The sequence below is a fragment of the Acinetobacter sp. YH16031 genome (assembly GCF_013417335.1).
Lineage (GTDB): Bacteria > Pseudomonadota > Gammaproteobacteria > Pseudomonadales > Moraxellaceae > Acinetobacter.
In genome coordinates this window covers 38,851-65,176 of sequence record NZ_VPED01000013.1, presented here as the reverse complement: position 1 = coordinate 65,176, position 26,326 = coordinate 38,851, and the positions used below count along the sequence as shown (strand labels likewise).

Genomic DNA, 26,326 nt, shown 5'->3' with positions numbered 1-26,326 from the left:
CCATGAACGGCTATGAGCTCAATCATTGTCTTGCATGTCTGCCAGTGCCCGTAAAGCCAGTGCTTTCATTGCTTCATTCTTATAGGCGATAAACCCGCCATTCAGTAAGGTCTTGCGCTGATTGTAGATGAATGGCCGACCTTCCAGATCAACCAACCCTCCACCAATTCGCTCGAGCATGCATTGACCGGCACTGGTGTCCCATTCCGAGGTTGGATGGAAACGAGGATAAATATCTACCCAGTCTTCAAGAAACATGCAGAATTTATAGGCACTTCCTGCCTTGAACTCGGTGTACGCGCTAAGTTTAGCCAGACTTTGTAGATACTCGACATATTTTGGTTTTTGCTGACTGCTCTGACTCAGACCGACAAAGACATCCTGATGATCGGTAGCTGCCTCATAGTCAAACCATGCCTGATTCTGAATATCGTATTTAATCGGCAAGCCTTCTTCAGGACAGAAATAAATTAGCTGCTGTGCAGGAATCGCCAGAATCGCAAAAGTTGTCAGACTACCTCTGACCAGACTCAGGTTAATCGTGAATTCTGGACGCTGGTGCAGAAACTCTTTGGTGCCATCCAGAGGGTCAAGCAACCAGAAGTCTGTCCAGGCATGACGCTGATCCTGCTGCCCCTCTTCTGACAATAAAGGTAATTCTGAAATTTCCGCCAAAGCCTGGGTCAAATAACTATTCACCCGATAGTCTGCCTGGGTCACCGGAGAATCATCACTTTTCTTGACAATATCAAACGCAGCACCTGAACAATAACGCTGATATTCTTCTCGCAAAATTTCACAGGCCTGTGTCAAAATGGGCACAAACTGCAAAATCATCGGATCTTGTGGTGCTATTGTCGCTTTAAACATAGAAAACCTTATATGTCGAATTGCTCAGAAAAACCGCCTGTCATTTTTGATATGGACGGAACTTTACTTGATCTTGCCTACGATGATTTCATCTGGAACGAATTATTACCGATCCGTTATGCTGAAACACATGGCTGTAGTCTGGAACAGAGCCGCGAAACGCTTTATGCATTCTATCAGCAACATAATCATACCCTAAACTGGTACTCTTCTCGCTTCTGGACGGCTAAAGTCGAAGTCGACGTTCTGGCCATGCAAATTGAGCATAAAGATAGGGTTAGCTTACGCCCTTATTGCCTGGAATTACTCGATTATCTTAAAAATAATGGCTATCCGATCTGGCTTGCAACCAATGCCGACTGTGCCGGCCTGGCCTTTAAACTGGATCATCTGAATCTCAAAGATTATTTCGATGTCATTGTCAGCTCGGAAAGCATTGGACATGCCAAAGAATTTGTAGAATTCTGGCAAGGTCTGAATGCTTTGTACCCCTTTGATCCTGAGCAGGTCTATTTTATTGATGATACCGAAAAAGTCCTGAATGGCGCCAAGGCTTATGGCATCCAGAACCTGTTCTGCATCCAGCAACCATCTTCCAGTAAAGTTGCGCGCCAGACTTGCAATTACCCGATGCTGCACCAATTAACAGATTTAATCACTCATTTAAATCAGTCTGAGGTAAACAAGCAATATGCGTAAATCGTCTTTACCCGAAGATGCGGTAGGCATGCGTATAGATAAATGGCTGTGGGCGGCACGTTTTTTTAAAACCCGTTCCATTGCCAAGAATGCTATTGAGGGCGGTAAAGTCCATCATAATGGTGAGCGTGTAAAAGTATCTCGCGAAGTCCGTGTGGGTATGGAGTTGACGATTCAGCAAGGTATCGACAAAAAAACCGTAGTTGTAAAAGAACTTTCTGATGTTCGTGGTCCTGCACCTGTGGCACAGAAACTGTATGAAGAAACTGAAGTCAGTATCGCTCGCCGGGAATTGATTGCATCGCAAAGAAAGTTGCATAATCTAGCGCGTCCCGATCATCGACCAAGCAAAAAAGATCGTCGAGACATCAGTCGATTCAAGAATGAAAATAGTCAGAATTTTGATCAACATTGGTCATATAATGATGATTAAATTCAAGCGTCAGCATGTGTCGTAACATTGCTGGATTTTATAGAACACAAGGGAAATTTCTGTCACTATATTCCTGTGGAACGAAGCTCTAATGTAAGACATCCACTTGAGTACTAAGTTTGTGACATCGTATTGAGGTTGTAAGATGGATGAGAATAAAAACAAGGCGCTCAACGCTGCCTTAAGCCAGATTGAAAAACAGTTTGGTAAAAACACAGTGATGCGTCTTGGTGACAATACCGTGCAAGCAGTTGAAGCTGTATCTACAGGTTCTTTAACGCTTGATATCGCACTGGGTATTGGTGGTTTACCGAAAGGCCGTATTATCGAGATTTATGGTCCTGAATCTTCAGGTAAGACCACAATGACATTACAAGCGATTGCTGAATGTCAAAAAGCTGGTGGTACATGTGCATTCATCGATGCCGAGCACGCGCTTGATCCTCAATATGCCCGTAAACTCGGTGTAGATATTGATAACCTGCTGGTTTCTCAGCCAGACAACGGTGAACAGGCACTTGAAATCGCTGACATGCTGGTGCGTTCTGGTGCGATTGACCTGATCGTAGTCGACTCTGTTGCTGCCTTGACGCCTCGCGCCGAGATTGAAGGCGAAATGGGTGACTCACATATGGGTCTGCAAGCACGTTTGATGAGCCAGGCACTGCGTAAAATTACCGGTAATGCCAAGCGTTCAAACTGTATGGTGATCTTCATTAACCAGATCCGTATGAAGATTGGTGTAATGTTCGGTAGCCCGGAAACAACTACTGGTGGTAATGCACTTAAATTCTACGCTTCTGTACGTCTGGATATCCGCCGTATCGGTCAGGTAAAAGAAGGCGACGAGATTGTAGGTTCTGAAACCAAAGTCAAAGTTGTGAAAAACAAAATGGCGCCTCCATTCAGAGAAGCTCTGTTCCAGATTCTGTATGGCAAAGGTGTTAACCATCTTGGTGAACTGATTGACCTTGCAGTACAGCAAGAAATTGTTCAGAAAGCGGGTGCATGGTATTCATATCAAGGCGACAAGATTGGCCAAGGTAAGAACAATACCATCCGTTATCTTGAAGAACACAAAGAGCTGGCGGATACCATTGAAAAACTGATCCGTGAGCAACTGCTTACTACAGGCAAAGTAGTCGAAGATAAAGACGAAGAAGAACCAGCAGACTTTCTGGATGCATAATCCTTGAACGTCATAACAGAGCGCCCTACGGGGCGTTTTTGTTATTATGGAATAGATATTTTAATCGAGATCAATATGTCAGACGCAAAATTCAGCAAACTTTTGGACTATGATGCGATTAAACAGCAGTTTGGTGATGCTGAAGACTCAGCCACTTCTTCACCTGTTGAGTCACAGGCTTTGCCAGAATTTGATCCAGAAGACAGCTTATTTGGTAACTCCGATAAAGAGCAGAAAAAACCCGGTCTAACCGGCTCCCGTTTGCGTTCTTATGCCTTTGCTGTACTAACTCGCAAAGAATACTCCAAAGCTGAACTCATTGAGAAACTGGCGCTTTATGCAGAAGATCGAAATGAAGTGGTCACTTTGGTTGAAGAGCTATCTAGAGAAAACTATCAGAGTGACCAGCGTGTTGCTGAAATCATGTTGTCGAGCCAAAAGCGCAAAGGCAAAGGTCCCAATCAGATTAAAATGAAGCTAAAAAGCAAAAAGATTGATACTGCCCTGATCAGCGAAGAACTTAAGGAAACGGACTGGGTACAACAGGCTTATGAACTGAAACTTAGAAAATATGGTCCAGAAGTGACGAAAGATCCAAAGCTTAAAGCTAAACAGATCCGTTTTCTGATGTATCGTGGTTTTGAAATGGATGCGATCATGAAAGCGATTAGCCGCAAAGCCGAAGATTAATTCTTTTGTATTTGTGAAAAATATGCTTAGGCTATTTTTTTATTTTCCTCTTTGCCATTCTGCTTAATATAGTTTGCCTTATTACAATTAATCCCAAACAGCAAAAAGCTTTCAAAAGCTCAAATTAAGATAGTCTATTTTCATGATTGAATTCAATATTCCAAACAATATAGACATCCACGAAAGCAGCTGTGAATAGAAGATTGAAAGTAAATATTAAAGGAATGGAATACAATAAAGATTAAAAAATAAAGAGAGAATAGAGAAATTTTATAATTATAAATCTGGTGGCAACCCTACCAGCAAAGCTCCGGCACATCATAGATCTACTACCGTTGCTACCTTCCGGTCCTGGCGGGGTTCATAGAGTACAATTGCGAAGTAACCGGCAGGGCTACCATTACAGGAACAGAGTATAGAGATTTTTATTGAAGTTGCAAGGCCTGTATTTCAAATTTTCAGCATATGCTATCCGTTTGATTATTTTAAAAACAATATGCCCCAATATGCTGATTTCTTAATATTCTTCACAATTAATTCATGAATATCGAAATTCACATGATCTTTGTAAAACCTTGTTGCAATTTCTAAAAATGCCGTTTTAAATGTGAAGCTATAAACGGGTTATCTCTTTTAGAATAAATGAGCTGCGGATACATAATCTCGCCAAGAATCATGGAACTTATATGATGTTTAAGAAACAGGTATTGTGTGCCCTCACTGCACTCTGTACAACCTCTCTTTTTGCTGCGATTCCTATCGAATCACGTGGACTCAGCCAAGGTGCTCAATCAAATAATATCAGCACTCAATCTGCTATTGCTACAGGTGCAGATGCGCCTCAGACCAATACCAGCTGGCAGCTTATGCAAAAAAACCAGCAGCTTGAAAATGATCTACGCAGTTTACGTGGAAAAATCGAAGAACAAGAAAATGAGATCGAGAGATTAAAGAGCGAATTAACCAACCGCTATGCCGATCTAGATCAACGTCTTGAACTGTTGCAGCAAAAAATTGAACCTACTGAAGATACCTCCACGGAGGATAACCAACAGGATATTTCTCCCAGTTTAAGCTCTAATGCTCCAGTAGCCACTCATCAGGTACCTACAACGCAACAGCCGAGTGAGCAGGAAAAAGCGGCTTATACCATTGCACTGGATGCCTATAAAAATGGTGGTGCAGCTAAAGCCATTGCACCCATGCAGAATTTCATCAAGAATAATCCGAATAGCGTCTATATCAGCAATGCTCACTTCTGGTTAGCTGAGTTTAACCTATCCATTGACCCACCGAATTTTAATGAAGCAAAGAAGAATTATCTGATTGTGGTTGACCGCTATCCAAATTCTGCAAAAGCCTCTACTGCCCTTTATCAGCTTTATAATATTAGTAAGGATGTCGAAAAGAACGCTACTCTTGCTTCGCAATATAAAGCGAAACTACTCAAGAACTATCCGAAAGCTGAAGAAGTTAAATTTTTGAAGTAAATAAAAAGTCCCATAAAAAAAAGACACCACGAAGGTGTCTTTTTTAATTCCACTTTTATTTCTTTAGCTTAGCGCACAATGCCACGCTTGGATTGTTCGAGTGAATCAATCAGACGTTGTGCTTCAGAAACTTCTGGAAGAATCTCGTTACGGATTTTCTCAATAGCTTCCTGAGTCGTTAAGCTAGATTTGTAAATCAGCTTAAAGGATTCACGTAAACCGTTAATCACGTCTTTTGACCAGCCTTTACGACGCATGCCTTCCACATTCATGGCAAATGCATGTGCCGGATTACCCGATACCATCACATAGGCAGGAACATCTTTCAGAATCAGTGAAGCGCCCCCAATCATGCTGTAAGAGTCAATTTTACAGAACTGGTGAATACCTGAGTTACCACCAATCACGACATAATCGCCTACGTGTACGTGACCCGCCACACCGACATTATTTGCGAAAATATTATGATCACCAACCATACAGTCATGTGCAATATGGGTATTTACCATTAACAGGTTATGACTGCCAATTTTAGTAATACCTTTGTCCTGAACCGTACCACGGTGCAGACTGCAGTGTTCACGAATCTTGTTATAATCACCAATTTCCAGCCAGGTTTCCTCACCTGCATATTTCAGATCCTGGCAGACTTCACCGACGCTGGCGAACTGAAAAATTTCATTATGTTCACCAATACGTGTAAAACCACCCACCACGACATGTGAATGCAGTTTGGTACCAGCACCAATCGTGACATTTGGCCCAATAATACAGTAAGGGCCAATCTGTACATCTGCAGCAATTACTGCAGATGCGTCAATGATGGCAGTTGGATGAATTAGGGGATTATTGCTCATGCCTGCTCGACTTTCAGATGGGAAACCATAATTTCCGCGGTTGTTGCGACAATGCCATCTACTGTGGCAATGCAATTATATTTATAAATGCCACGTTTTTGCATCACTAATTCAGATTTAAGTACTAATTGGTCACCAGCAACCACTTGTTTTTTAAATCGAACCTTTTCAGCGCCAGCAAAAAGGAATAATGAACCTTCTTTTGGAGTTTCATTATTCATGACAAAACCAAGAATACCTGAGATCTGTGCTAATGCCTCTACAATCAATACGCCTGGCATGATTGGATAGTTCGGAAAATGGCCTTGCAGAAACTCTTCATTAATTGAGACGTTTTTATAACCAACAATGCCATTTTCGGTAATATCAACAACGCGATCTACCAGTAGAAATGGATAGCGATGGGGTAAATATTCACGAATCTTTTGAATATTCATTGGCAATTCAGGCTTCGTGAATGTAGGCAAATTCGACTCTGTCATCATAATTATTTACGCAACTTAAATGTTGATTCAATGGACTCAATTTGAGATTGTATATGATCCAATCGTTTCACTAACTGGGTCAATGGCACATCTGCTAATTGTCTTAAGCGAACCACTGTGCGTTTCCATTGCTGATTTGGCAACAATCCCATGCCTGAAGAATAAGTACCTTCTTCAGTAATGTTATTTGTCACCATTGACATTCCTGTCAAGGTCACATTATCGGTGATATGTAGGTGTCCTGCTACCCCACAGGCCCCCGCGAGAATACAGTTTTTGCCAATCGTGGTACTACCGGCAATCCCGCATTTGGCTGCAATCGCAGTATTTTCACCAATCTTGACGTTATGGGCGATTTGCACAAGATTATCAATAATGACACCTTGTTCCAGAATTGTGTCATCCAGTGCACCCCGGTCAATACTACAGTTTGAGCCGATCCGGACATCATCTGCAATACGGACTGAACCCAACTGGGCAATTCGATGCCATTTCCCTTGATAAGGTGCAAAACCAAAACCTTCACTACCAATTACGGTATTGGCATGGATCCGAACACGATTACCGATTTTTGTAGCACCTGTTAAAGTCACATGTGCATCAATAAAACAGTCACGGCCAATTTCAACCTGGTCGTCGATCTGAACGTGGGACTGGATAATCGTATTTTCACCCACCACACAATTCTCACCAATGACGGCATAGTGACCAATATAGGCACTGTCAGCAATGATGGCAGATGGATGAATTTGTGCGGTACTTTCAATTCCCTGAGTCGTATGCTTTTTCTCAAAAACGTGAGTCAGAATTGCAAAAGCCAGATAAGGATTGGCCACGACAATGAAGTTCTGCTGGGAAGTTAGCTGCTCTTTTAATTCAGCAGTCACAATTAAAGCGCCTGCCTTACTCTGAGCTGCCTGTTCCAGATATTTATCTGCATTGACAAATGCAAGGTCATGAGAGGTTGCATTTTCAAGACTTGCCAAACCTCTCAAACATAAATCTGCCTGACCTACATACTCACCTTGGACAAGACGAGCGAGGTCAGCTAACTGAAGTTTTTGATGATTCATCGATTATTTAATTGCATTAACCTTTTGAATCATTTTATCAGTTAAATCATACTTCGCGTCATAAGCAAGTACGGAATTTTTATTTAAAACCACATCTAGCTTGTTTTCTTGGCGCAATTGTTCAGCAGCACGCTTCAGATTTCCTTCAAAAGCCTTATTTACACTTTGCATGCGCGTTTGCACAGTCGCCTGTACCTGTTGCTGCACACCTGCCAGCTGAGTCGCTTTGCCTTCAAATTCTTTGGCTATTTTTTCACGTTCTACTGGTGTTTTTGCAGCCTGACCTTTTTGCTTAATTGCAGCAAGGTCTTTTTGAAACTGTGCAATCTGTGCGGTTTGCGGCTTGATTTCATTTTCCAGAGCGGCATTTTGCTGCTTTAAATAGGTACTGTTTTGTACTACTTTTTCCAGATCAACGATTCCATAATCATCTGCATGTGACAATGAAGTCAAACCCGCTAAAGCAATACCCATTGCCATCATCATTTTTTTCATGTTTTTACCCATTCAAAAAATTTTGCTCACAAAACCTGATGGCTTTATGAGCAAAATTTGTATTTAAGATCAAAGTCTTCTTAGAAAGTACGTCCAATTTCGAACTGAACATTTTGAGTTTCATCACCGTCTTTATCATTCAACGGGTATGCATAGCTCAGTGATAATGGACCAATCATGGTAATCCAGGTGAAACCAGCACCTACGCTATAACGCATATTGCCTGCATCGAAATCAAAGTTATCCTTACAATATTGGCGCAGCTCAGCAGATTGTGAAACATCACATTTTGTATCAAATACTTGAGCACCTTCAGCAAAAAGAACTGGACGAACCTGACGCGCCCAATCCCCCTTAAATGGAACAGGGAGAACTAATTCAGTACCAAACTGAACCAAGGCATTACCGCCCACTTCTTCTGGATCAAAATTACTCAAGCCTGAATTTTCAGCATATACACTGTCATACTTTGGACCTAAAGTACTATTTTCATAACCACGCACAGAACCATAACCACCGGCATAGAAGTTCTTATAGAAAGGTAGGTCATTACCATAGCCTAAACGGCCATAACCACGTAGAACAAAATCTTTGCCTAACGGGAAGAAAGCCTGCGCATCATAAGTCAGTTTTTGATACTCCACATCGCTACCTGGCAAGGCAATTTCTGCATTGACACGATGTGACATACCTGTCGTCGGGAACATTGGACGGTTTAAAGTATTATAAGACCATCCTAAGTTTAGGTTATAGGTTAAAAATTCACCTTGGAAACGATCTGCTTTTGGTTCTGTAGCACAAGGGTTAGCATCATCAATACAATAAGGACTTTGGCCTATTGTTTTACCATCATTTGCTAATAAGTAATCACGAACATAAGTAGAAACACCATTACCCGTAGTTACCTCAGTATTATCGATATTTAAACCTAAGCTTACACTCTGATTCTCATCAATTGGATAACCAAAATTAATACCACCACCAAAACTGTCTGTAACATAATTATTTACGTTGTAATTATCATCAAGCTTTGTTTTACGGTAATAAAGATTATAACCGCGCCGTACACCATCAATCGTGAAGTACGGGTCCATTACACTCAAGTTATAATAATCTTGAGTTTCAGAACGTGACAGATCAATCGAAACGCTGTTCCCTGTACCCAGGAAGTTAGTCTGACTTAGACCAGCCTGGAACGTTACACCACCACTTTGAGAGAAACCAACAGCTAGAGTACTTGTACCTGAATGCTGTTCTTCAACTGCCACATTCAAATCAATTTGATCTGGTGATCCTGGAATACGAACAGGTTTGATATCGACTGTTTTAAAGAAACCAGTACGTTCTAAACGCACTTTAGACAGGTCAATCTTCTCATTGCTTGCCAGCGCACTTTCCATCTGGCGCATTTCACGACGCAATACTTCATCGGCAGTTTTAGAGTTACCTGTGAAGTTAATCCGACGCACAGTGACTTGTTGACCTGGGTTAATATAATAGTTCAGGTCAACCTGTTTAGTTTCGTTATTGATTTGAGGTACAACATTTACTTCAGCATAGTAATACCCAGCATTACCATATTTACGTAGCAATAGCTGCTTGACCGCATTCACTCGTTCCTGAGAGTATGTGTCGCCTTCTTTATACAATTGCAAAGCTTGTAGCTCTTCAGGTTTATAAAGCGCATCACCCAGGAATTTGGTTTGTCCAAACTTAAACTGTTCGCCTTCATTGACTGAAACTTCAATAAAGACATTCTTTTTATCTTCACTCAGGTTCAGACTTGAATTGGTAATATTGAAGTTGATGTAACCACGGTTCAGATACATCGCACGTAAGGCTTCTAGGCTCGCAGCCATTTTTTCACGTGCATAACGGTCATTACGTGAAATGACCGAGCTCCAGCCACTTTCTTTAACAGCGAAAGCCTGCTTGATATCTGATTCTTTAAAGACAGTATTGCCGATAATATTGATATCAAAAACTTTAGCGGCTTTACCTTCAACAAAATCGATCAGCACTTCAACGCGGTTATTTGGTCGCGGTGTCGTTGTTACCGTAATATCGGCATCATAACGACCTTGCTGCATATATTGCTGTTCCAGCTCGGTTTCGACTGTTTGCAATGCAGATTTCTTCAGTACCTCACCTTCAGCCAGACCCATTTTTTTCAGGCCTTCTTCCAGCGCTTCCTTTGGAATCAGCTTATTGCCTTTCAGCTCGATTTTTGAAATTACCGGACGTTCTACAACCTGGAATACCAAGGTATTGCCCTGCTGAACGGCTTTAATGTCATCAAATAGTCCAGATGCATACAAGCTACGAATCGCATTGGCAATGATCGGATCATTCACCCGGTCACCACTGTTGATTGGCACCAAGCCGTACACATTTTCTGGAGTTAAACGTACCAATCCATCAAATTTTATATCTTGTACAATGAAGTCTTCTGCCGCATATACTTGTTGTGCTACTGCCATTGCACTAACGAGTGCCAAAGGCATAAATAAATGTGTGTGCTGCATGCCAGTCTTTTCCGCTGTTAATTATTCCATTTACGTTATTATAAACGCATAAAGTCATTAAATAATGCCAAAAGCATCATACTGCCAAGCAGTACCATACCAATTTTCAATCCAACCAATTGTATTTGTTCAGAAACAGGTTTACCACGAATTAATTCGATAAAATAATAAACCAGATGTCCGCCATCAAGCATTGGGATTGGCAATAAGTTTAATATCCCTAAACTTACACTCATTAGCGCCATAAAGGAAATAAAAGTTTCCCAACCCATTTCCGCGCTTTGTCCCGCCACTTTGGCAATGGTAATCGGGCCAGAAAGATTATCCAGACCAATCAGACCACGTACCATTTTGACGATCGAGTTCAGAATCATTGAAGACAGATGTGCTGTCTTGTCAAAGGCCATCACCATCGCCTCAACAGGCGTATAGTGAATCGTCTGTTTATATTCAGCAGGAATTGTCACCTTGCCCGGATCACTTTGAACTCCGAGCATACCGGTTACATTCCCCATATTGTCACGTTTGCCTTGCGGCATGACCTGAAGATGCACGACCTGATTACCACGTAATACATCTATCTTAAGTAATTTTTCTGGTGATGCCTGTACCACTTGTACCACATCGAACCAGTCTTTCATCTGTACACCATCAATGGCCAGAATCTTGTCACCTTCTTTAAGACCCTGACGAATGGCTGCACCATCTTCACTCAGTTTGCTCACCACAGCCGGAATTTCCGGACGATATGGCAAGAAACCTAGTGTATCAAGGGGTGACTGACTTTGATCTTTAAGAAAGTCTTGAATTGGTAACTGGAATATCTTGTTTTCACCCGCACGGTCTGCCTGAATCGAGACCACACCAGTTTCACCCACACGATCCACCAAGGCATAACTCAGTTTTTCCCAAGTTTCGACTTGCGCACCATCTACAGCGACAATCTTGTCACCCGGCTGCATCTGTACCGCGGCTGCCGGTGTGTTTGGTAAGACCTTGCCTACACGAGTATTCAGCTGTTCTTGTGCAGGTAAAAAAAGTACCCAAAACAGGACAACAGCTAAAAGCAGGTTAATGAGAGGACCCGCAGCAACGATGGCAATACGTTTCCAGGGATGCTGACGGTTAAAGGCTTTAGGCAAGTCTTCTTCTGCCACACTGCCTTCACGCTCGTCCAGCATTTTGACATAACCACCCAAAGGCAAAGCTGAAAGCTGATATTGGATACCGGATTTTTTGGAAGTCCATTTTAGGAGGGTTGGCCCAAAGCCAATGGAATAGACCAGTACTTTAACGCCCAGTTTACGTGCCACAATGTAGTGACCAAACTCGTGAATCGCAATTAAGGGACCGAGTAATAGGATTGCGGCTGCAATAATAAACAAGGCGTTCATGTCTTAACTTCCTTTATTCACAACATATTGCTGTGATAAACCTCGTGCTGTGTGATCTGCATGCAGGATAGTATCCAGATCGTGTGCTGGTTGATTGTCCATCTGGTTCAGGACAGTTTCAACCACCTGAGGAATTTGGGTAAATCTGATTTGCTGATTTAAAAATGCAGCAACTGCAATTTCATTGGCCGCATTCAAAATTGTAGGCGCAATTCCACCACTCTTCATGGCTTGACGCGCTAATTTCAGTGCCGGAAAACGAACCACATCCGGTTCCTGGAAATTCAGCTGTGAATGCTTAAACAAATCCAGAGCCGGGATATGGGTACTAATCCGTTGTGGCCATGCCAAAGCATGTGCAATTGGCGTGCCCATATCCGGGTTGCCCATTTGTGCCAATGTCGACCCGTCCACATATTGCACCATGGAATGAATAATACTCTGTGGATGCACAACAACTGTAACAAATTGTTCTTGAACTGCAAACAAATGACACGCTTCGATAAGTTCCAGTCCCTTATTCATTAAAGTAGCTGAATCTACGGAAATCTTTTGCCCCATTGACCAGTTTGGATGTTTGCAGGCTTGAGCAGGTGTCACATCATGCAATTGTTCAAGAGAATGGTTCAGGAATGGACCGCCAGAAGCAGTCAGTAAAATCTGATGAACACCGAGTTTAGGTTGACCATTACGTTCGGCATCAAAGTAGTTTTGAGGCAGGCACTGGAAAATTGCATTATGTTCAGAGTCGACTGGCAACAAGAGTGCACCATAATCTCGCGCGGCTTGCATCATGATGTCGCCAGACATGACCAATGCTTCTTTATTGGCCAAAAGGACACGCTTACCCGCTTTGACTGCAGCCAATGTAGGAAGCAGGCCTGCCGCCCCGACAATTGCCGCCATCACAATATCAACATCCGCATGCTCTGCGACTGAAATTAAGCCCGCTTCGTCCTGAAGAATTTCGATATCTGATAAGCCCTGTACTTGTAGCAACTGAGAAAGTTCATCGACTTTATTTGCAGGTACTACAGCCACTTTAGGACGGTACTGCTGACAGATTTCTGCCAGCTCAGTAATACGACTTTGCGCTGTCACAGCGAAAACCGAGTAAGCTTCAGGATGTTGCTGCAAAATTTTTAAAGTACTTTGACCAATTGAACCTGTAGCACCCAGTATACAAACAGCTTGTGACATTTATAAATCTACGCCAATAAGTTTTAAAACATATATGCCTGTTGCAAAGATAGGAGCTGCAGCAAGCAAAGAATCAATACGATCTAGTACACCACCGTGACCCGGCAAAATACGGCCCGAATCCTTGATTCCAGCACGACGCTTGATCATGGATTCAAACAGGTCACCTAGCACTGAACTAAACACGGTAATAACAGAAAGAATCAGGAACAGACATAGCTCTGGCCAGGTCATATCCAGATAAAGTGAAGCGACGGCAACCACGATGAGCATGGAGGTAAGGATACCGCCATATAGTCCTTCTACCGACTTGTTTGGGCTGACATTTGGTGCGAGTTTTTTCTTGCCGAACTTGCGTCCAACAAAGTAAGCGCCACTGTCTGCACCCCATACCAGCAGGAACAGGTACATCAACCACCATGGGGAGTTTAGCCAAACCGAGAAGATTGCTGTAACAGCAGCAGAAACCAGTACAATCCCGATGCCATGCAAGCTGACATTGTACCAGCCATCGTAATCAGGATAGGTTTTAACCCAGTAAATACTCAGCAACCAGGTCAGGATAGATGCTGACCACAATAGCAAGGCCACATCCCAATAGTATAAAGCCAGTGCAGATAAGGCTGCAGTCAGTAGACCATAACCCCACGCCACTGGCTTGATTACATTTTTACATTTTCGCGGCATGAGTTTAAACCACTCATAGCCTGCCACCCCGGCAGCCACAACCATCAATGCGAACATTGGATATTGTGATTTGGTCGCAAACATACAGCTCAGTACGACTGCAACCAGCACCAATGCGGTTATAATCCGCTCAAACATGTGTATTAATTCTCAAGTCTTTCTTGAAGAATCTGCTCTGATGTTTTACCGAAACGACGTTCGCGCCCGCCAAATACAGCAAGTGCGTCATCGAATTCCTCTACGGTAAATTCTGGCCATAAGGTCTCAGTAAAATACAGCTCTGCATATGCTGCCTGCCAGAGCAGGAAATTGGACAGGCGGAAATCTCCACCGGTACGAATCAGCAGATCAACAGGCGGCAAGTCACTCAAACTGACATATTGACCGAACACATCAGTATCAATTGCTTCAAGATCTAATTTATTTGTTAAAACATCCGCAGCAATCTGCTTCGCAGCTTGTGCCATGTCCCACATTCCACCATAGCTGATTGCAATGGTAAGCGTCATACTATCGAAATTAGCAGTCCTTTGTTCTGCTTGCAACATTAATGCTTGCAGTTCAGGAGATAAACGCGACCGATCACCAATAAAACGTAAAGCAATATTAAATTTTTGCATACGTGGCAACTGTTCATGAATCGTGTCTTCCAACAACTTCATGAGCAGGTCGACCTCATATTGGGGACGGTTCCAGTTTTCGCTGGAGAATGCAAAGACCGTTAAAGCCTGGATATTTCTTTTTCTACAATGTTCAACAATCGGGTCTAGAACCGTTTTTCCTTCACGGTGTCCATCACCTTTCTGCATCTGATTTTTTTTGGCAAAACGATTGTTGCCATCCATGATGATGGCAACATGTTTTGGAAGACGGGAATTTTCTTCAGAAGCGGTCATTGATGAATTAGACCTTCATCAATTCAGCTTCTTTCGCAGCCAAGCGTTTGTCTACTTCAGCAACAAATTTGTCTGTGATTTTCTGAATTTCGTCAGAAGCACGACGCTCGTCATCTTCAGAAATTTCTTTTTCTTTCAATAATGCTTTGATGTCACCCAATACATCACGACGGATGTTACGGATCGCAACTTTGGCATTTTCAGCTTCGTTACGTGCAACTTTCTGCATGTCACGACGCGTTTCTTCAGTCAACGCTGCCATTGGTACACGGATCGCATCAGCAGTAATCGGGTTCAAACCAAGATCAGACTCACGGATCGCTTTATCAATCGCAGCCACCATTGAACGTTCAAATGGTTGAACCAGCAATGTACGTGAATCTTCCACGCCTACGTTGGCAACCTGGTTCAATGGCACATCAGAGCCGTAGTAAGGAACCATGACACCGTTCAAAATCGATGGATGCGCACGTCCGGTACGAACTTTTGCGAAACCATGTTCTAACGAGTCAAGAGACTTGTTCATACGCTCTTCTGCGTCTTTTTTAAGATCGTTAATCATATGATCTTCCTTACTTAATTCTTAAAAGATGTATTTACTAAATTAGGAGGTAGTATAAAGGGCTTTGTAGCTCACGTCATTAATTGGTGACGTGAGTTCCTTCTTTTTCACCCATCACCACTGAAAGCAATGCGCCAGATTTGTTCATGTCAAATACTTGAAGTGGCACATTGTGGTCACGACATAAGCAGATCGCAGTTAAATCCATGACGCCCAACTTCTCGTCCAGCACCTGATCAAATGTCAATGTGTCGTATTTCACGGCATCTTCGTATTTGCTTGGATCTTTATTGTAAACACCATCAACCTTAGTAGCTTTCAGGATCAGGTCAGATTCAATCTCGATACCACGCAAGCATGCTGCTGTATCCGTAGTAAAGAACGGATTACCTGTACCCGCTACAAATACGCACACTTCACCTTGAGTCAGATGACGAATCGCATCACGGCTAGAATAAGATTCAACCACTGCACCAATCGGCAATGCAGACATCAAACGGGTTTTGATATTACGGCGTACCAAAGCATCACGTAATGCCAGACCGTTCATCACAGTCGCCAGCATACCCATCTGGTCACCGGTTACACGACCTACCAGACCGTCTTTTTGCAACTGGCTACCGCGGTACAGGTTACCGCCACCGACAACGATACCGACTTGTACACCCAAACCCACGAGATGTGCAATAGAAAGTGACATCTGATCGAGCACTTGTGCATCGATACCCATGTCCTTGTTTCCTGCCAGTGCTTCACCAGATAGCTTTAGCAGGATGCGACCAAATCGTGGCTTTTTAGAATCCAACATCATCAAACTCCAAATTATTTAATCTAAATTCTTTTAATTCAAAATCTTAAGCAGACTTGATTGAGATCAGCTTGGCAAATAAATCATATTCATCTGCATCAGTGATTTCGACTTCAAGCAAATCCCCTGCCTTAATCACACTTTTGTCGATATCTTCAACAAAAACATTACCATCAATTTCAGGCGCATCCGCATATGAGCGCGCTACAGCAACCGGGAATTCTTCTTCCAGATCATCGACTAGCACCGTCATTTTCTGGCCAATACGTTTTTGTAGCTTCGCTGCTGAAATTTCCTGCTGAACCTGCATGAAACGTTCATAACGTTCCTGTTTGATCTCTTCAGGCACATGATCTGGAAGATCGTTCGCTGTCGCACCTTCAACTGGTGAATAAGTAAAACAGCCCACGCGATCCAGTTGTGCTTCTTTCAGCCAGTCCAGAAGCATCTGGAAATCTTCTTCAGTTTCGCCCGGGAAACCCACCACAAATGTAGAACGGATGACTAGGTCAGGACATTTCTCACGCCAAACTTTTAAACGCTCCAGTGTATTCTCACTGTGCGCCGGACGTTTCATCAACTTCAGGATTCTTGGGCTGGCATGCTGGAATGGAATATCCAGATAAGGCAGGATTTTGCCTTGAGCCATCAAATCAATTACAGCATCTACGTGTGGATATGGATAGACATAGTGCAGACGCACCCAGATGCCCAATTGACCCAATGCTTCACACATGTCATAGAATTTGGTTTTAACTGGCTGGCCGTTCCAGAAGTCCAGCTTGTATTTGGTGTCAACGCCATAAGCAGAAGTATCTTGGGAGATTACGAGTACTTCTTTGACACCTGAACGTTTCAGTGCTGCAGCTTCTTCAAGCACAGAACCGACTGGACGGGAAACCAGATCACCACGCATGCTTGGAATGATGCAGAAGGTACAACGGTGGTTACAGCCTTCTGATATTTTCAGGTATGCATAATGTTTAGGGGTTAAACGGATACCCTGCTCAGGCACCAGATCAATAAATGGATTGTGTTTTGGCGGCTCAGGAACATACTCATGTACCGCATCCATCACTTCTTCATATGCTGCTGCACCCGTCACTTTCAGGACATTCGGGTGCATTTGGCGAATTTTATCTTCGTCTTTTCCTAGACAACCTGTTACGATAACACGACCATTCGCGCTCATCGCTTCACCGATGGCATCTAAAGACTCTTGTACTGCAGATTCAATAAAACCACAGGTATTTACTACTACTAAATCAGCACCGTCATAATCCGATGCGACATCATAACCTTCAGTCTTTAACTGAGTTAAAATTCGTTCAGAATCTACCAATGCCTTAGGACAACCTAAAGATACAAAACCGACTTTGGGGGACTTCATGAATCTGCGCTCCACTAGAATGCGCGTATTGTATGTCTTTTCGCATCATAAAAATAGTTGAAATGGCCACTCTTTGCATCACGCACTAAAATAACGCCATAAAATATTCAATATAAAAGCTTATGCACCAAAATGAATCATTTTAGGTTTACAGCCTCAATTTAATCCGTTATACCTGAGTTTGATTGGGCATCCCCGTCAGATTTCGTGCATTTTTCAGCAAAATTTTAACAAGAGTTCTAAAGTTGGCGTACATCTTGCTTAATTTGCCTCAAATCTGAACTTTGAAATTGTTATTTTGCTTTATGAAGATGCCATTGCGCCATTTTAATACAGGAAAACCACCGCTAATGGATCAGCCTCTTTCCATCGACTATCGCCTTTTGGTGGACAACCTGACCACTGCCATTATGCTGGTTGATAGTCATCTGAATATTTATTACTTAAATACAGCCTGCGAGGCCATGTTTGATGTCAGCCTGTTACGCGCATCAGGCACGCCGGTATTAAATATACTGCAAGCGCCAACAGATGAATTCAATACTGAAGAATCTCTCTATAACACACTGCATACTGGCCAACCTTATACTCGCCGTGAGGCGACGATCATCGTCAACTTTAAAGACATTCATGTGGACTATACGGTTTCCCTGCTCAATGCGGGCAAGCCAAATCATCCTTTATTGTTGATCGAGCTGAATCAGCGTGACCGTATGCTGAAAATCTCACGTGAAGAAAACTATATCCAGCAGCATCAAGTTGCGCGCCAATTAATTCGTGGTGTTGCACATGAGATCAAGAATCCACTCGGTGGCATTCGTGGTGCAACCCAGCTTCTGGCACGTAGCCTTGAAGATCCAAAATATAAAGAGTTCACTGACATTATTATTAGTGAAGTGGATCGCCTGAGAAATCTGGCAGATAGCATGCTCGGTTCACGCCAGTTACCAAGCTATGAAATGGTCAATGTGCATGAGCCTTTAGAACGCGTCCGCTCACTGATTGTGAATCAGACTAAAAAGAAAATTAAAATTACCCGGGACTATGATCTGTCCCTGCCAGAAGTTCTGGCAGATCGCGATCAGCTCATTCAGGTCATGCTAAATATCTGCGTGAATGCCGTTCAGGCCATGACAGAAAACAAGGATTTCTTTGTCGAGCATCAACCGGAACTTATTTTAAGAACCCGGATTCAGCGTCTTTATACCATTAGTGGTGTGATTCACCGATCTGTGGTTCGAATCGACATTGAAGATAATGGTCCGGGTGTTCCAGACGATATTATCGAAGCTGTGTTCTACCCGCTGGTGACCAGCCGTGCCAAAGGTACCGGACTAGGTCTCAGCATTGCTCAAAATATTATGCATCAACATAACGGAATGATTGAATGCCAGTCAGTTCCAGGAAAAACCGTATTTAGCTTATTTTTACCTTGGGAGTCAGATCATGTCGCGAAATAAAATATGGGTGATTGATGACGATCGTGCCATGCGTTGGGTACTAGAAAAAACATTTAAAGAAGAAGGCTTCGACGTTACCAGTTTTGAAGAAGCCCAGTCAGCACTTGATCAGTTGGGCGTAGATGCACCTGATGTGATCCTGACCGATATCCGTATGCCAGGTATTGATGGTCTGACCTTTTTAGGCAAGGTGAAAAATACCAATCCTGATCTGCCAGTTATTATTATGACGGCGCATTCAGATCTGGAATCTGCGGTATCCAGCTATCAAACAGGTGCTTTTGAATACCTGCCAAAACCATTTGATATTGATGAAGCGCTAGCACTGGTCAATCGTGCGATTTTACATATCACCAAATTACAGCAGCAAGAATCTGCCAAATCTGCACCAACGATTCAGTCAACTGAGATCATTGGTGAATCGCCAGCGATGCAGGAAGTATTCCGTGCCATTGGTCGTTTGTCTCAATCACACATTACCGTACTGATTAATGGTGAATCCGGTACAGGTAAAGAACTGGTTGCGCATGCCCTACATCGCCATTCACCTCGTAGCAATAAACCGTTTATTGCACTAAACATGGCTGCAATTCCAAAAGACCTGATTGAGACTGAATTATTTGGTCATGAAAAAGGCGCTTTTACCGGTGCAAATACACAGCGTCAAGGCCGTTTTGAACAGGCTAACGGCGGTACGCTATTCCTGGATGAAATTGGCGACATGCCTTTTGAAACACAAACGCGTTTGTTACGTGTCCTGGCTGATGGTGAATTCTATCGTGTTGGTGGTCACATTCCGGTTAAAGTTGATGTACGTATTGTAGCTGCAACGCATCAGGATCTGGAAAAGCTGGTACATGACGGCCGCTTCCGTGAAGACTTATATCATCGTCTAAACGTGATTCGTATTCATATTCCTAAACTGGCACATCGCTCTGAAGATATTCCAATGCTGGCACAGCACTTCCTGGCGCGTGCAGGTAAAGAACTGGGTGTAAATCCTAAAATCTTACGTCCTGAAACTCAGGAATATATGCAGAAGCTGCCTTGGCAAGGTAATGTGCGTCAGCTTGAAAATACCTGTCGCTGGCTAACCGTGATGATCACAGGCCGTGAAGTTTATCCAGAAGATCTGCCACCTGAATTAAAACAGATTCCAATTCAGCAGCAAGATCCGGGTGCTCCAATTCCAAACCTGAATCAAATTGCGCCGCATCACTGGGATGAATTACTGGGTCAATGGGCAATCCAGAAACTGAAAAACGGCGAAATGAAGCTATTAGATGTGGCTACACCAATGTTTGAACGCACACTCATCAATGCTGCACTACAACAAACCCGTGGTCGTAAGCGTCATGCAGCCGAACTATTAGGTTGGGGACGTAATACCCTCACCCGTAAGTTGAAAGAACTCGGCATGGACAGTGCGGACGATGATGAAGTCGAAGAAGTCGAAGGCCAAGCCTGAAATTAAAAAAGCACCCTTGGGTGCTTTTTTATTGCTTATATATAGTAATGAGATTCTTACACTGTTAAACCGATATAACGCGAATAACCTGCCGCGCCTAGATCCGATTTTAAAATCAGATAATTCGGATAAGTACTTGTGGTGATTTCCTCGAACATGTTTACAACATCATCATTAGCATGCAGTTCATCCACTGTTTTTCGCATAGTTTGCTCAAATTCATCGGTGATGTATTCAAAACCGATATCCATGGCAATAAATAAGGTATGTTCACAGGGTTGAACATACTGCTCTTCCTGCCAGTTAATAATCTTTTGATGGCAATGTGGGCAAGCGATATTGTCAGTGGCTTGGATGTCGAGTTCGATGAGTTGGTACGTCATAATCTTAATCAAATTTTATTTGGCGCAATTTTATCAAAAGCTATGCGAATGTATAAGTCACCGCTATAAAAAAGGAAGCCTCAAATAGGCTGCCTTTCTGTATTTTCTAAAATTTATTTAATTTTAGATTTGTATTTTGACAATGCAGTGACCGCCACAGCTGAAATCACTACTGCTGGTAAGCTTGCCATCAATACACCTGTAGTCCCCAAACCGAGTGCCAAAATTTTCCCTGACAATAATGGCCCAGTCATTGCACCTAGGCGACCTAATGAAATTGCACTACCCACACCTGTTACTTTACCTGTGCCTGAGTAGAAAATTGGCGAAATACCGTAAAGAATCGACTGACCACCTGTTGAGAAAATCCCGCCCATCAAGCCAGCAAGAATAAGTAATAGAATGACTTTACTTGTAAATAACAGGATCAATGCAAGTGCTAAACCGATATAGATAATCACTGCCATTTGCCAAAGTTTCAAACGATCCAGCATAAAGCCTAAACCAAGCGTACCTACCAATGCCCCCACCTGGAAGATCAGCATAATACTGAATGCTTGTGGTTTTGATAGACCTTGTTCCATCAATAAGTTCGGCAACCAACTGATCAGAATGTAGTTAATCATCAAGGTAAAGAAGAAACCTACCCACAGTGGAATGGTACGTTTATATTGTTCAGTTTTAAACAAAACCTCTACCATTGGTGGAACGATTTGTTTTTCAGTATGGGTTTGTACTTTTTCTTTTAAGATAAATGCCATAAATGGAAGTAATAACAACGGCGCTAAACCACCAATCAAGAACAAGGTATGCCAAGAAATATCTTTAAAGAAAATGGCTAAGCCTGCAACAAAAATAGCCCCTACAGGTAAACCGCAATACATCAAACTGTTTAATTTACCGCGATTAGCTTCAGTCGCTTCATCACCTACAACTGAAATCATTGTTGGCATTGCAGCCCCCAAACCTAAACCCGTGAGAAAGCGTGCAATATAGAGTACCTCAATACTTGTTGCTACAGCAGTTAATGCCATGAATGCACCAAAGATTGAGATTGAAAGCATCAGTACTTTCTTTTGCCCCAAGTAATCTGCAATACGTCCTCCAAAGAACGCACCAAATAACATACCGAATACACCAAGGCTAAAAACATAACCCATTTCAACTTGACCAAGGCTAAATGTTTCAGCAATTCCTTTTGCAGCAATACCCGGTGCTTGCAAATCAAAGCCCTCGAAAAATGCCACCCAAAAACATAAAAATATGATTAAAAACTTTTGTAATTTATTTTGTTGTGTTGATGCCATGCTTCCTCTCCAGCAGTAAACAGCTTGCCTGTCATTCGGCTGAGCTTGCAGAGGAATTGTCCGCCTGTCCTCCAAAAATAAACACCACGACAATGGTCGGAATTCGCCTTTGGATAATTGCTTTTCATTTATAATTTAAGACATAAAAACAATAAATAAGTTTTATTTTTTCATACATTATTTTTTTATTTAATAAAAAACAAAAACTTAAAATACAGTAGCTAATTACTATCAAATGATCATTTTTAACGATCATTGCTTTTCAAAATAAAAAAACCCGCATTATGCGGGTTTTTTCACTTCAACATCTTAAGCAGATTTTTTCGCTTGGGCATTCTTACGAATCGTAATCATCACCAATTGAACCGCCGCAGGTGTTACACCCGGAATACGGCTTGCTTGAGCCAGTGTTTCAGGACGAATATCTTTTAACTTCAATGTAATTTCACGCGAAAGACCTGAAACAACATCATAGTCAAAATCAGCAGGAATCTTGGTTTCCTCTAAACGCTTCATTTGTGCAACGTCTTGATGCTGACGGTTGATATAACCTTCGTATTTCACCGCAATCTCAATTTGATCACCGACTTGTGGCGAAACTTCTGAACCTGTCAATTCTGCAATTTGAGCGAATGTGATGTTCGGACGTTTTAACAAATCAATTGCAGAACATTCTTTAGAAAGATCCGCTCCGGTCATCTCAACGAATTTTTTACCCATTGGATTGTTTGGCGCTGCCCAAAGGTGTTGCAAACGACCTGTTTCACGTTCAACCGCTTCCATTTTCTCGCAGTAAGCAGCCCAACGCTCATCATCTACAAGACCCATTTCACGACCGACTGGTGTTAAACGTTGGTCTGCATTGTCTTCACGAAGCATCAAACGGTATTCCGCACGTGAAGTGAACATACGGTACGGTTCTTTAGTACCCAAAGTAATCAGGTCATCAACCAGTACACCCATGTACGCTTCATCACGTTTTGGTGTCCATTGTTCCTGATCCCATGCACGACGTGCAGCATTCAAACCTGCAAGCAGACCTTGTGCCCCCGCTTCTTCATAACCAGTAGTACCATTAATCTGACCAGCAAAGTACAGGTTATTGATCGCTTTGGTTTCCAAAGTGAACTTCAATGCTTGCGGGTTAAAGTAATCGTATTCAATCGCATAACCCGGACGAAGAATGTGTGCATTCTCCATACCACGGATTGAACGCACCAATTCAAACTGAACATCAAATGGTAAAGAAGTTGAAATACCGTTTGGATAAAGCTCATGTGTATCCAGGCCTTCAGGCTCAAGGAATACTTGGTGTGAATCTTTATCAGCAAATTTATGAATCTTATCTTCAATCGATGGGCAATAGCGTGGACCTACACCTTCAATCACACCAGTGTACATCGGTGAACGGTCTAAACCGCCACGAATGATCTCATGAGTACGTTCATTGGTATGAGTGATGTAGCAATTCACCTGTTCAGGGTGCATAGACACATCACCCATAAATGACATGGTTGGAGACGGGAAATCACCCGGCTGCGGTGTCATGACAGAGAAGTCGACTGAACGTGCATCAATACGTGGTGGCGTACCAGTTTTTAAACGACCTACAGGCAAGTTTAATTCACGTAAACGATGTGCTAGTGAAATTGAAGGAGGATCGCCGGCACGACCACCTGAAGCATTGTTAAGACCGATATGAATCACACCACCCAAGAATGTACCTGCTGTAAGCACCACAGTTTTCGCATCAAAGCGAATACCCATTTGGGTCACGACACCTTTAACAGTATTACCTTCAACAATCAGGTCGTCTGCTGCTTGCTGGAAGATGTCCAGATTCGCTTGATTTTCTAAAGTCTCACGAATCGCTGCTTTATAACGAACACGGTCAGCCTGCGCACGAGTTGCACGTACTGCTGCACCTTTACGTGAATTCAGAATACGGAATTGAATACCGCCTTTATCGGCAGCCAGCGCCATCGCACCGCCCAAGGCATCAATTTCACGCACTAAATGTGATTTACCGATCCCGCCAATGGCCGGGTTACAGCTCATCTGCCCTAAAGTCTCAATGTTATGAGTTAAGAGTAATGTCTGTCGACCCATACGTGCTGCAGCCAGTGCTGCTTCCGTACCTGCGTGACCGCCACCGATAACAATGACATCGTATACTTTAGGATAGTGCATAGTGGTAAATAGAGAGATAGAAAAAGGATAGCTGAACATTATAGCAAACTTCCTTCCAAAGTTGACAAAATCACTTGAATTTATCCTTCGGAATTTACTCTGCCAGCCAATAAAGCAATGTAATTAAACTTTGCATACTTACTATATAAATTAAACATCTAAACTCAAAAAGTTACCCGACTCATATTGTTTAATATTGATTAGTTTTTAATCTATAAAGTGGTCACATTACAAACAAAGGTATACATGATGAATAAGAATATTTTCCTAGCAACAGCGCTCTGCGGTCTATGTTTCGCTCCATTTGCAGCCTCAGCAAATGATAAAGTTGAAAAGGTTTATAATGCCCAAAAATACCAGCAAGTTTGTAAAGGTAAATCAGAGGGTGCTCCTGTAAGTTTTGCTTACCGCGGCATTATCTGGAATGGTACCTGTCAGCAACAGTTCTTCCCTTCATCATCAACCAATATCAAAGGCGATGAACCTGAACTTTATACATCTTGTAGTTCAGGCGGCGAAACTTCAGCAACTATTAATGGCACTCAGGTCAATGGTAAATGTGCATTAGGCTTTACCCCTCCACGTCCACAGTCACAAATGCAGTCTCAGCCACAGATGCAACAAGATATGCAGTCTCAACCACAAATGCAAACCCAGCCTCAAACCCCATCTCAATCAGGGATGTAAATCACCATATAGCTGATTAAATATATTTTTAATCAGAAACTTAACGGGTAAAATGCATAAATTTTACCCGTTTTTATATTGCTTATTTATTCATCTACGCTAAACTCAAAACATACCTAAAAAATGAATAATAAAAAGGAAACTTCATGGATTCGGGGTTTTTTAGCTTGTTTTTGCCGATTACTTTGGCAATTACGATGATGGGGTTAGGACTACAGTTAACAGTCAAGGATTTTCTGCATGTTAGTCGTTATCCTAAGGTGATTTTTATTGTCTTATTCTCACAACTGGTCATTTTAACCGGTTTAACTTTTTTAATCTGTCTGGTACTGGATCTGCCGCCATTGCTTGCTGTAGGCATGATGCTGCTGGCTGCCTCTCCAGGAGGGGCTACTGCCAATCTGCTGAGTTATCTTTATAAAGGTGATGTTGCGCTTAATATCACATTAACCGCCATCAATACGATTATTTCTATTTTTACCTTACCGTTTATTATGAATCTGTCCTTGTACTATTTTATAGGACAGGATACCGGCATCGGCTTACCGCTTGAAAAAATGGCTCAGGTTTTTCTGATTACGCTGATTCCGGTTGTGATCGGCATGCTAATTCGGGCAAAATTTCCAAAGCTTTCAAATATTGCACATATGCCAATGCGGCTGCTATCTATCGCTTTTTTAAGCATGCTCTTGATCTATGCCATTTTCCAAGAGCGCTTTAACATCATCGAATATTTTGCCAGCATTGGGATTGCTACCTCTATATTATGTTTTTCCAGCCTGTTTCTCGGTTATTGCCTGCCTTTATTAATGAATATTCCAGACAAGATGGCACGCGCCTGCACCTTCGAAGTCGGCATTCATAACACAACTGTGTCAATGACAATTGCGATTTCTGTCCTGAATAATGTCACCATTGCCATCCCTGCGGGTATTTATTCAATTGTCATGTACGTTTTTGCTTGTATTTTTGGTTTTATGATCAGCCAGCAGAAACTCAGCTATAGTGCCAAGAGTCGTTTATCAGATTTGTAACTTTCTAAGTCAATTGCCTGCTTAAGCTGTATGCTTTTTTATAGAAAATTTAAA

At 42.4% G+C, this 26,326-nt stretch carries 25 protein-coding genes and 1 other RNA gene; 9 read left to right on the top strand and 17 right to left on the bottom strand.

What is annotated here, in order from left to right; all coding sequences use genetic code 11:
- Window positions 1-18 precede the first annotated feature (18 nt).
- Window positions 19-870, bottom strand: coding sequence for a 3'(2'),5'-bisphosphate nucleotidase CysQ (locus FTV31_RS08150; protein WP_180014154.1), 852 nt, complete (start codon window positions 868-870; stop codon window positions 19-21).
- A gap of 12 nt (window positions 871-882) precedes the next feature.
- Here FTV31_RS08150 and FTV31_RS08145 point away from each other — a divergent pair, with 12 nt between their 5' ends.
- The 4 genes from FTV31_RS08145 (at window position 883) to FTV31_RS08130 (ending at window position 3,881) form a co-directional block, all read left to right on the top strand.
- Window positions 883-1,569, top strand: coding sequence for an HAD-IA family hydrolase (locus FTV31_RS08145; RefSeq protein ID WP_180014152.1), 687 nt, complete (start codon window positions 883-885; stop codon window positions 1,567-1,569).
- Window positions 1,562-2,002, top strand: a complete 441-nt coding sequence (locus FTV31_RS08140) for an RNA-binding S4 domain-containing protein (RefSeq protein WP_004786147.1) — start codon at window positions 1,562-1,564, stop codon at window positions 2,000-2,002. Before FTV31_RS08145 ends, FTV31_RS08140 begins: the two co-directional genes overlap by 8 nt.
- A gap of 145 nt (window positions 2,003-2,147) precedes the next feature.
- Complete coding sequence (gene recA / locus FTV31_RS08135; RefSeq protein WP_004786150.1) at window positions 2,148-3,191, top strand: recombinase RecA; 1,044 nt, start codon at window positions 2,148-2,150, stop codon at window positions 3,189-3,191.
- A gap of 75 nt (window positions 3,192-3,266) precedes the next feature.
- Window positions 3,267-3,881, top strand: coding sequence for a regulatory protein RecX (locus FTV31_RS08130; protein WP_034702623.1), 615 nt, complete (start codon window positions 3,267-3,269; stop codon window positions 3,879-3,881).
- A 294-nt stretch (window positions 3,882-4,175) separates the two neighbouring features.
- Here FTV31_RS08130 and ffs read toward each other — a convergent pair.
- Window positions 4,176-4,272: signal recognition particle sRNA small type (gene ffs / locus FTV31_RS08125), an RNA gene on the bottom strand.
- A gap of 295 nt (window positions 4,273-4,567) precedes the next feature.
- Between ffs and FTV31_RS08120 the strand changes: the two genes are divergently transcribed.
- Window positions 4,568-5,371 carry a YbgF trimerization domain-containing protein gene (locus FTV31_RS08120; RefSeq protein ID WP_180014150.1) on the top strand — a complete coding sequence of 268 codons (804 nt, stop codon included), beginning with the start codon at window positions 4,568-4,570 and terminating at the stop codon, window positions 5,369-5,371.
- Window positions 5,372-5,439: 68 nt separating this feature from the next.
- On the opposite strand, the gene lpxA is transcribed toward FTV31_RS08120, so the two are convergent.
- From lpxA to rimO, 12 genes are all read right to left on the bottom strand, one after another.
- Window positions 5,440-6,228 (bottom strand): acyl-ACP--UDP-N-acetylglucosamine O-acyltransferase, encoded by a 789-nt coding sequence (gene lpxA / locus FTV31_RS08115; RefSeq protein WP_180014148.1) that lies wholly within the window; start codon window positions 6,226-6,228, stop codon window positions 5,440-5,442.
- Complete coding sequence (fabZ, locus tag FTV31_RS08110) at window positions 6,225-6,710, bottom strand: 3-hydroxyacyl-ACP dehydratase FabZ (protein WP_171064833.1); 486 nt, start codon at window positions 6,708-6,710, stop codon at window positions 6,225-6,227. Before fabZ ends, lpxA begins: the two co-directional genes overlap by 4 nt.
- A 5-nt stretch (window positions 6,711-6,715) precedes the next feature.
- On the bottom strand, window positions 6,716-7,786 hold the full coding sequence (gene lpxD / locus FTV31_RS08105) for a UDP-3-O-(3-hydroxymyristoyl)glucosamine N-acyltransferase (RefSeq protein ID WP_180014146.1): 1,071 nt from the start codon (window positions 7,784-7,786) through the stop codon (window positions 6,716-6,718).
- A 3-nt stretch (window positions 7,787-7,789) separates the two neighbouring features.
- Window positions 7,790-8,281 (bottom strand): OmpH family outer membrane protein, encoded by a 492-nt coding sequence (locus FTV31_RS08100; RefSeq protein ID WP_218948697.1) that lies wholly within the window; start codon window positions 8,279-8,281, stop codon window positions 7,790-7,792.
- 80 nt (window positions 8,282-8,361) lie between these two features.
- Complete coding sequence (gene bamA / locus FTV31_RS08095) at window positions 8,362-10,806, bottom strand: outer membrane protein assembly factor BamA (protein ID WP_180014142.1); 2,445 nt, start codon at window positions 10,804-10,806, stop codon at window positions 8,362-8,364.
- A 38-nt stretch (window positions 10,807-10,844) separates the two neighbouring features.
- Window positions 10,845-12,200 carry an RIP metalloprotease RseP gene (gene rseP, locus FTV31_RS08090; RefSeq protein WP_104426204.1) on the bottom strand — a complete coding sequence of 452 codons (1,356 nt, stop codon included), beginning with the start codon at window positions 12,198-12,200 and terminating at the stop codon, window positions 10,845-10,847.
- A gap of 3 nt (window positions 12,201-12,203) precedes the next feature.
- Window positions 12,204-13,400: a 1-deoxy-D-xylulose-5-phosphate reductoisomerase gene (gene ispC / locus FTV31_RS08085; RefSeq protein WP_180014140.1), complete on the bottom strand. Its 1,197-nt coding sequence runs from the start codon at window positions 13,398-13,400 to the stop codon at window positions 12,204-12,206.
- Window positions 13,401-14,225, bottom strand: coding sequence for a phosphatidate cytidylyltransferase (locus tag FTV31_RS08080; RefSeq protein WP_004786167.1), 825 nt, complete (start codon window positions 14,223-14,225; stop codon window positions 13,401-13,403).
- Window positions 14,226-14,230: 5 nt separating this feature from the next.
- Window positions 14,231-14,983, bottom strand: a complete 753-nt coding sequence (gene uppS / locus FTV31_RS08075; RefSeq protein ID WP_179992307.1) for a polyprenyl diphosphate synthase — start codon at window positions 14,981-14,983, stop codon at window positions 14,231-14,233.
- A gap of 7 nt (window positions 14,984-14,990) precedes the next feature.
- The gene (gene frr / locus FTV31_RS08070) at window positions 14,991-15,545 is read right to left on the bottom strand and encodes a ribosome recycling factor (RefSeq protein WP_005235283.1); all 555 of its coding nucleotides are present in this window, start codon (window positions 15,543-15,545) and stop codon (window positions 14,991-14,993) included.
- Between the two features lie 79 nt (window positions 15,546-15,624).
- Window positions 15,625-16,353 (bottom strand): UMP kinase, encoded by a 729-nt coding sequence (gene pyrH, locus FTV31_RS08065; protein WP_004786170.1) that lies wholly within the window; start codon window positions 16,351-16,353, stop codon window positions 15,625-15,627.
- A 46-nt stretch (window positions 16,354-16,399) separates the two neighbouring features.
- A complete protein-coding gene (rimO, locus tag FTV31_RS08060) occupies window positions 16,400-17,743 on the bottom strand; it encodes a 30S ribosomal protein S12 methylthiotransferase RimO (protein WP_004786172.1) in 1,344 nt (447 codons plus the stop codon).
- A gap of 350 nt (window positions 17,744-18,093) precedes the next feature.
- Here rimO and glnL point away from each other — a divergent pair, with 350 nt between their 5' ends.
- Both glnL and glnG read left to right on the top strand, forming a co-directional pair.
- Complete coding sequence (gene glnL, locus FTV31_RS08055; RefSeq protein WP_125278343.1) at window positions 18,094-19,203, top strand: nitrogen regulation protein NR(II); 1,110 nt, start codon at window positions 18,094-18,096, stop codon at window positions 19,201-19,203.
- Window positions 19,190-20,671, top strand: coding sequence for a nitrogen regulation protein NR(I) (gene glnG / locus FTV31_RS08050; protein ID WP_005235270.1), 1,482 nt, complete (start codon window positions 19,190-19,192; stop codon window positions 20,669-20,671). The genes glnL and glnG overlap by 14 nt, the downstream gene beginning before the upstream one ends.
- A 56-nt stretch (window positions 20,672-20,727) precedes the next feature.
- Here the strand turns inward: glnG and FTV31_RS08045 are convergent, their stop codons facing one another.
- The 3 genes from FTV31_RS08045 to mnmG all read right to left on the bottom strand — a co-directional run bounded on the left by FTV31_RS08045 (window position 20,728) and on the right by mnmG (window position 24,551).
- Entirely contained in the window at window positions 20,728-21,054 is a 327-nt protein-coding gene (locus FTV31_RS08045; protein ID WP_180014138.1) for a hypothetical protein, read from the bottom strand.
- A gap of 113 nt (window positions 21,055-21,167) precedes the next feature.
- Window positions 21,168-22,361, bottom strand: a complete 1,194-nt coding sequence (gene mhpT / locus FTV31_RS08040) for a 3-(3-hydroxy-phenyl)propionate transporter MhpT (RefSeq protein ID WP_180014136.1) — start codon at window positions 22,359-22,361, stop codon at window positions 21,168-21,170.
- Between the two features lie 309 nt (window positions 22,362-22,670).
- Complete coding sequence (gene mnmG / locus FTV31_RS08035) at window positions 22,671-24,551, bottom strand: tRNA uridine-5-carboxymethylaminomethyl(34) synthesis enzyme MnmG (RefSeq protein ID WP_180014173.1); 1,881 nt, start codon at window positions 24,549-24,551, stop codon at window positions 22,671-22,673.
- Between the two features lie 249 nt (window positions 24,552-24,800).
- Between mnmG and FTV31_RS08030 the strand changes: the two genes are divergently transcribed.
- The gene (locus tag FTV31_RS08030) at window positions 24,801-25,238 is read left to right on the top strand and encodes a hypothetical protein (protein ID WP_180003123.1); all 438 of its coding nucleotides are present in this window, start codon (window positions 24,801-24,803) and stop codon (window positions 25,236-25,238) included.
- Window positions 25,239-25,384: 146 nt separating this feature from the next.
- Window positions 25,385-26,272: a bile acid:sodium symporter family protein gene (locus tag FTV31_RS08025; RefSeq protein WP_180014134.1), complete on the top strand. Its 888-nt coding sequence runs from the start codon at window positions 25,385-25,387 to the stop codon at window positions 26,270-26,272.
- Window positions 26,273-26,326 lie beyond the last annotated feature (54 nt).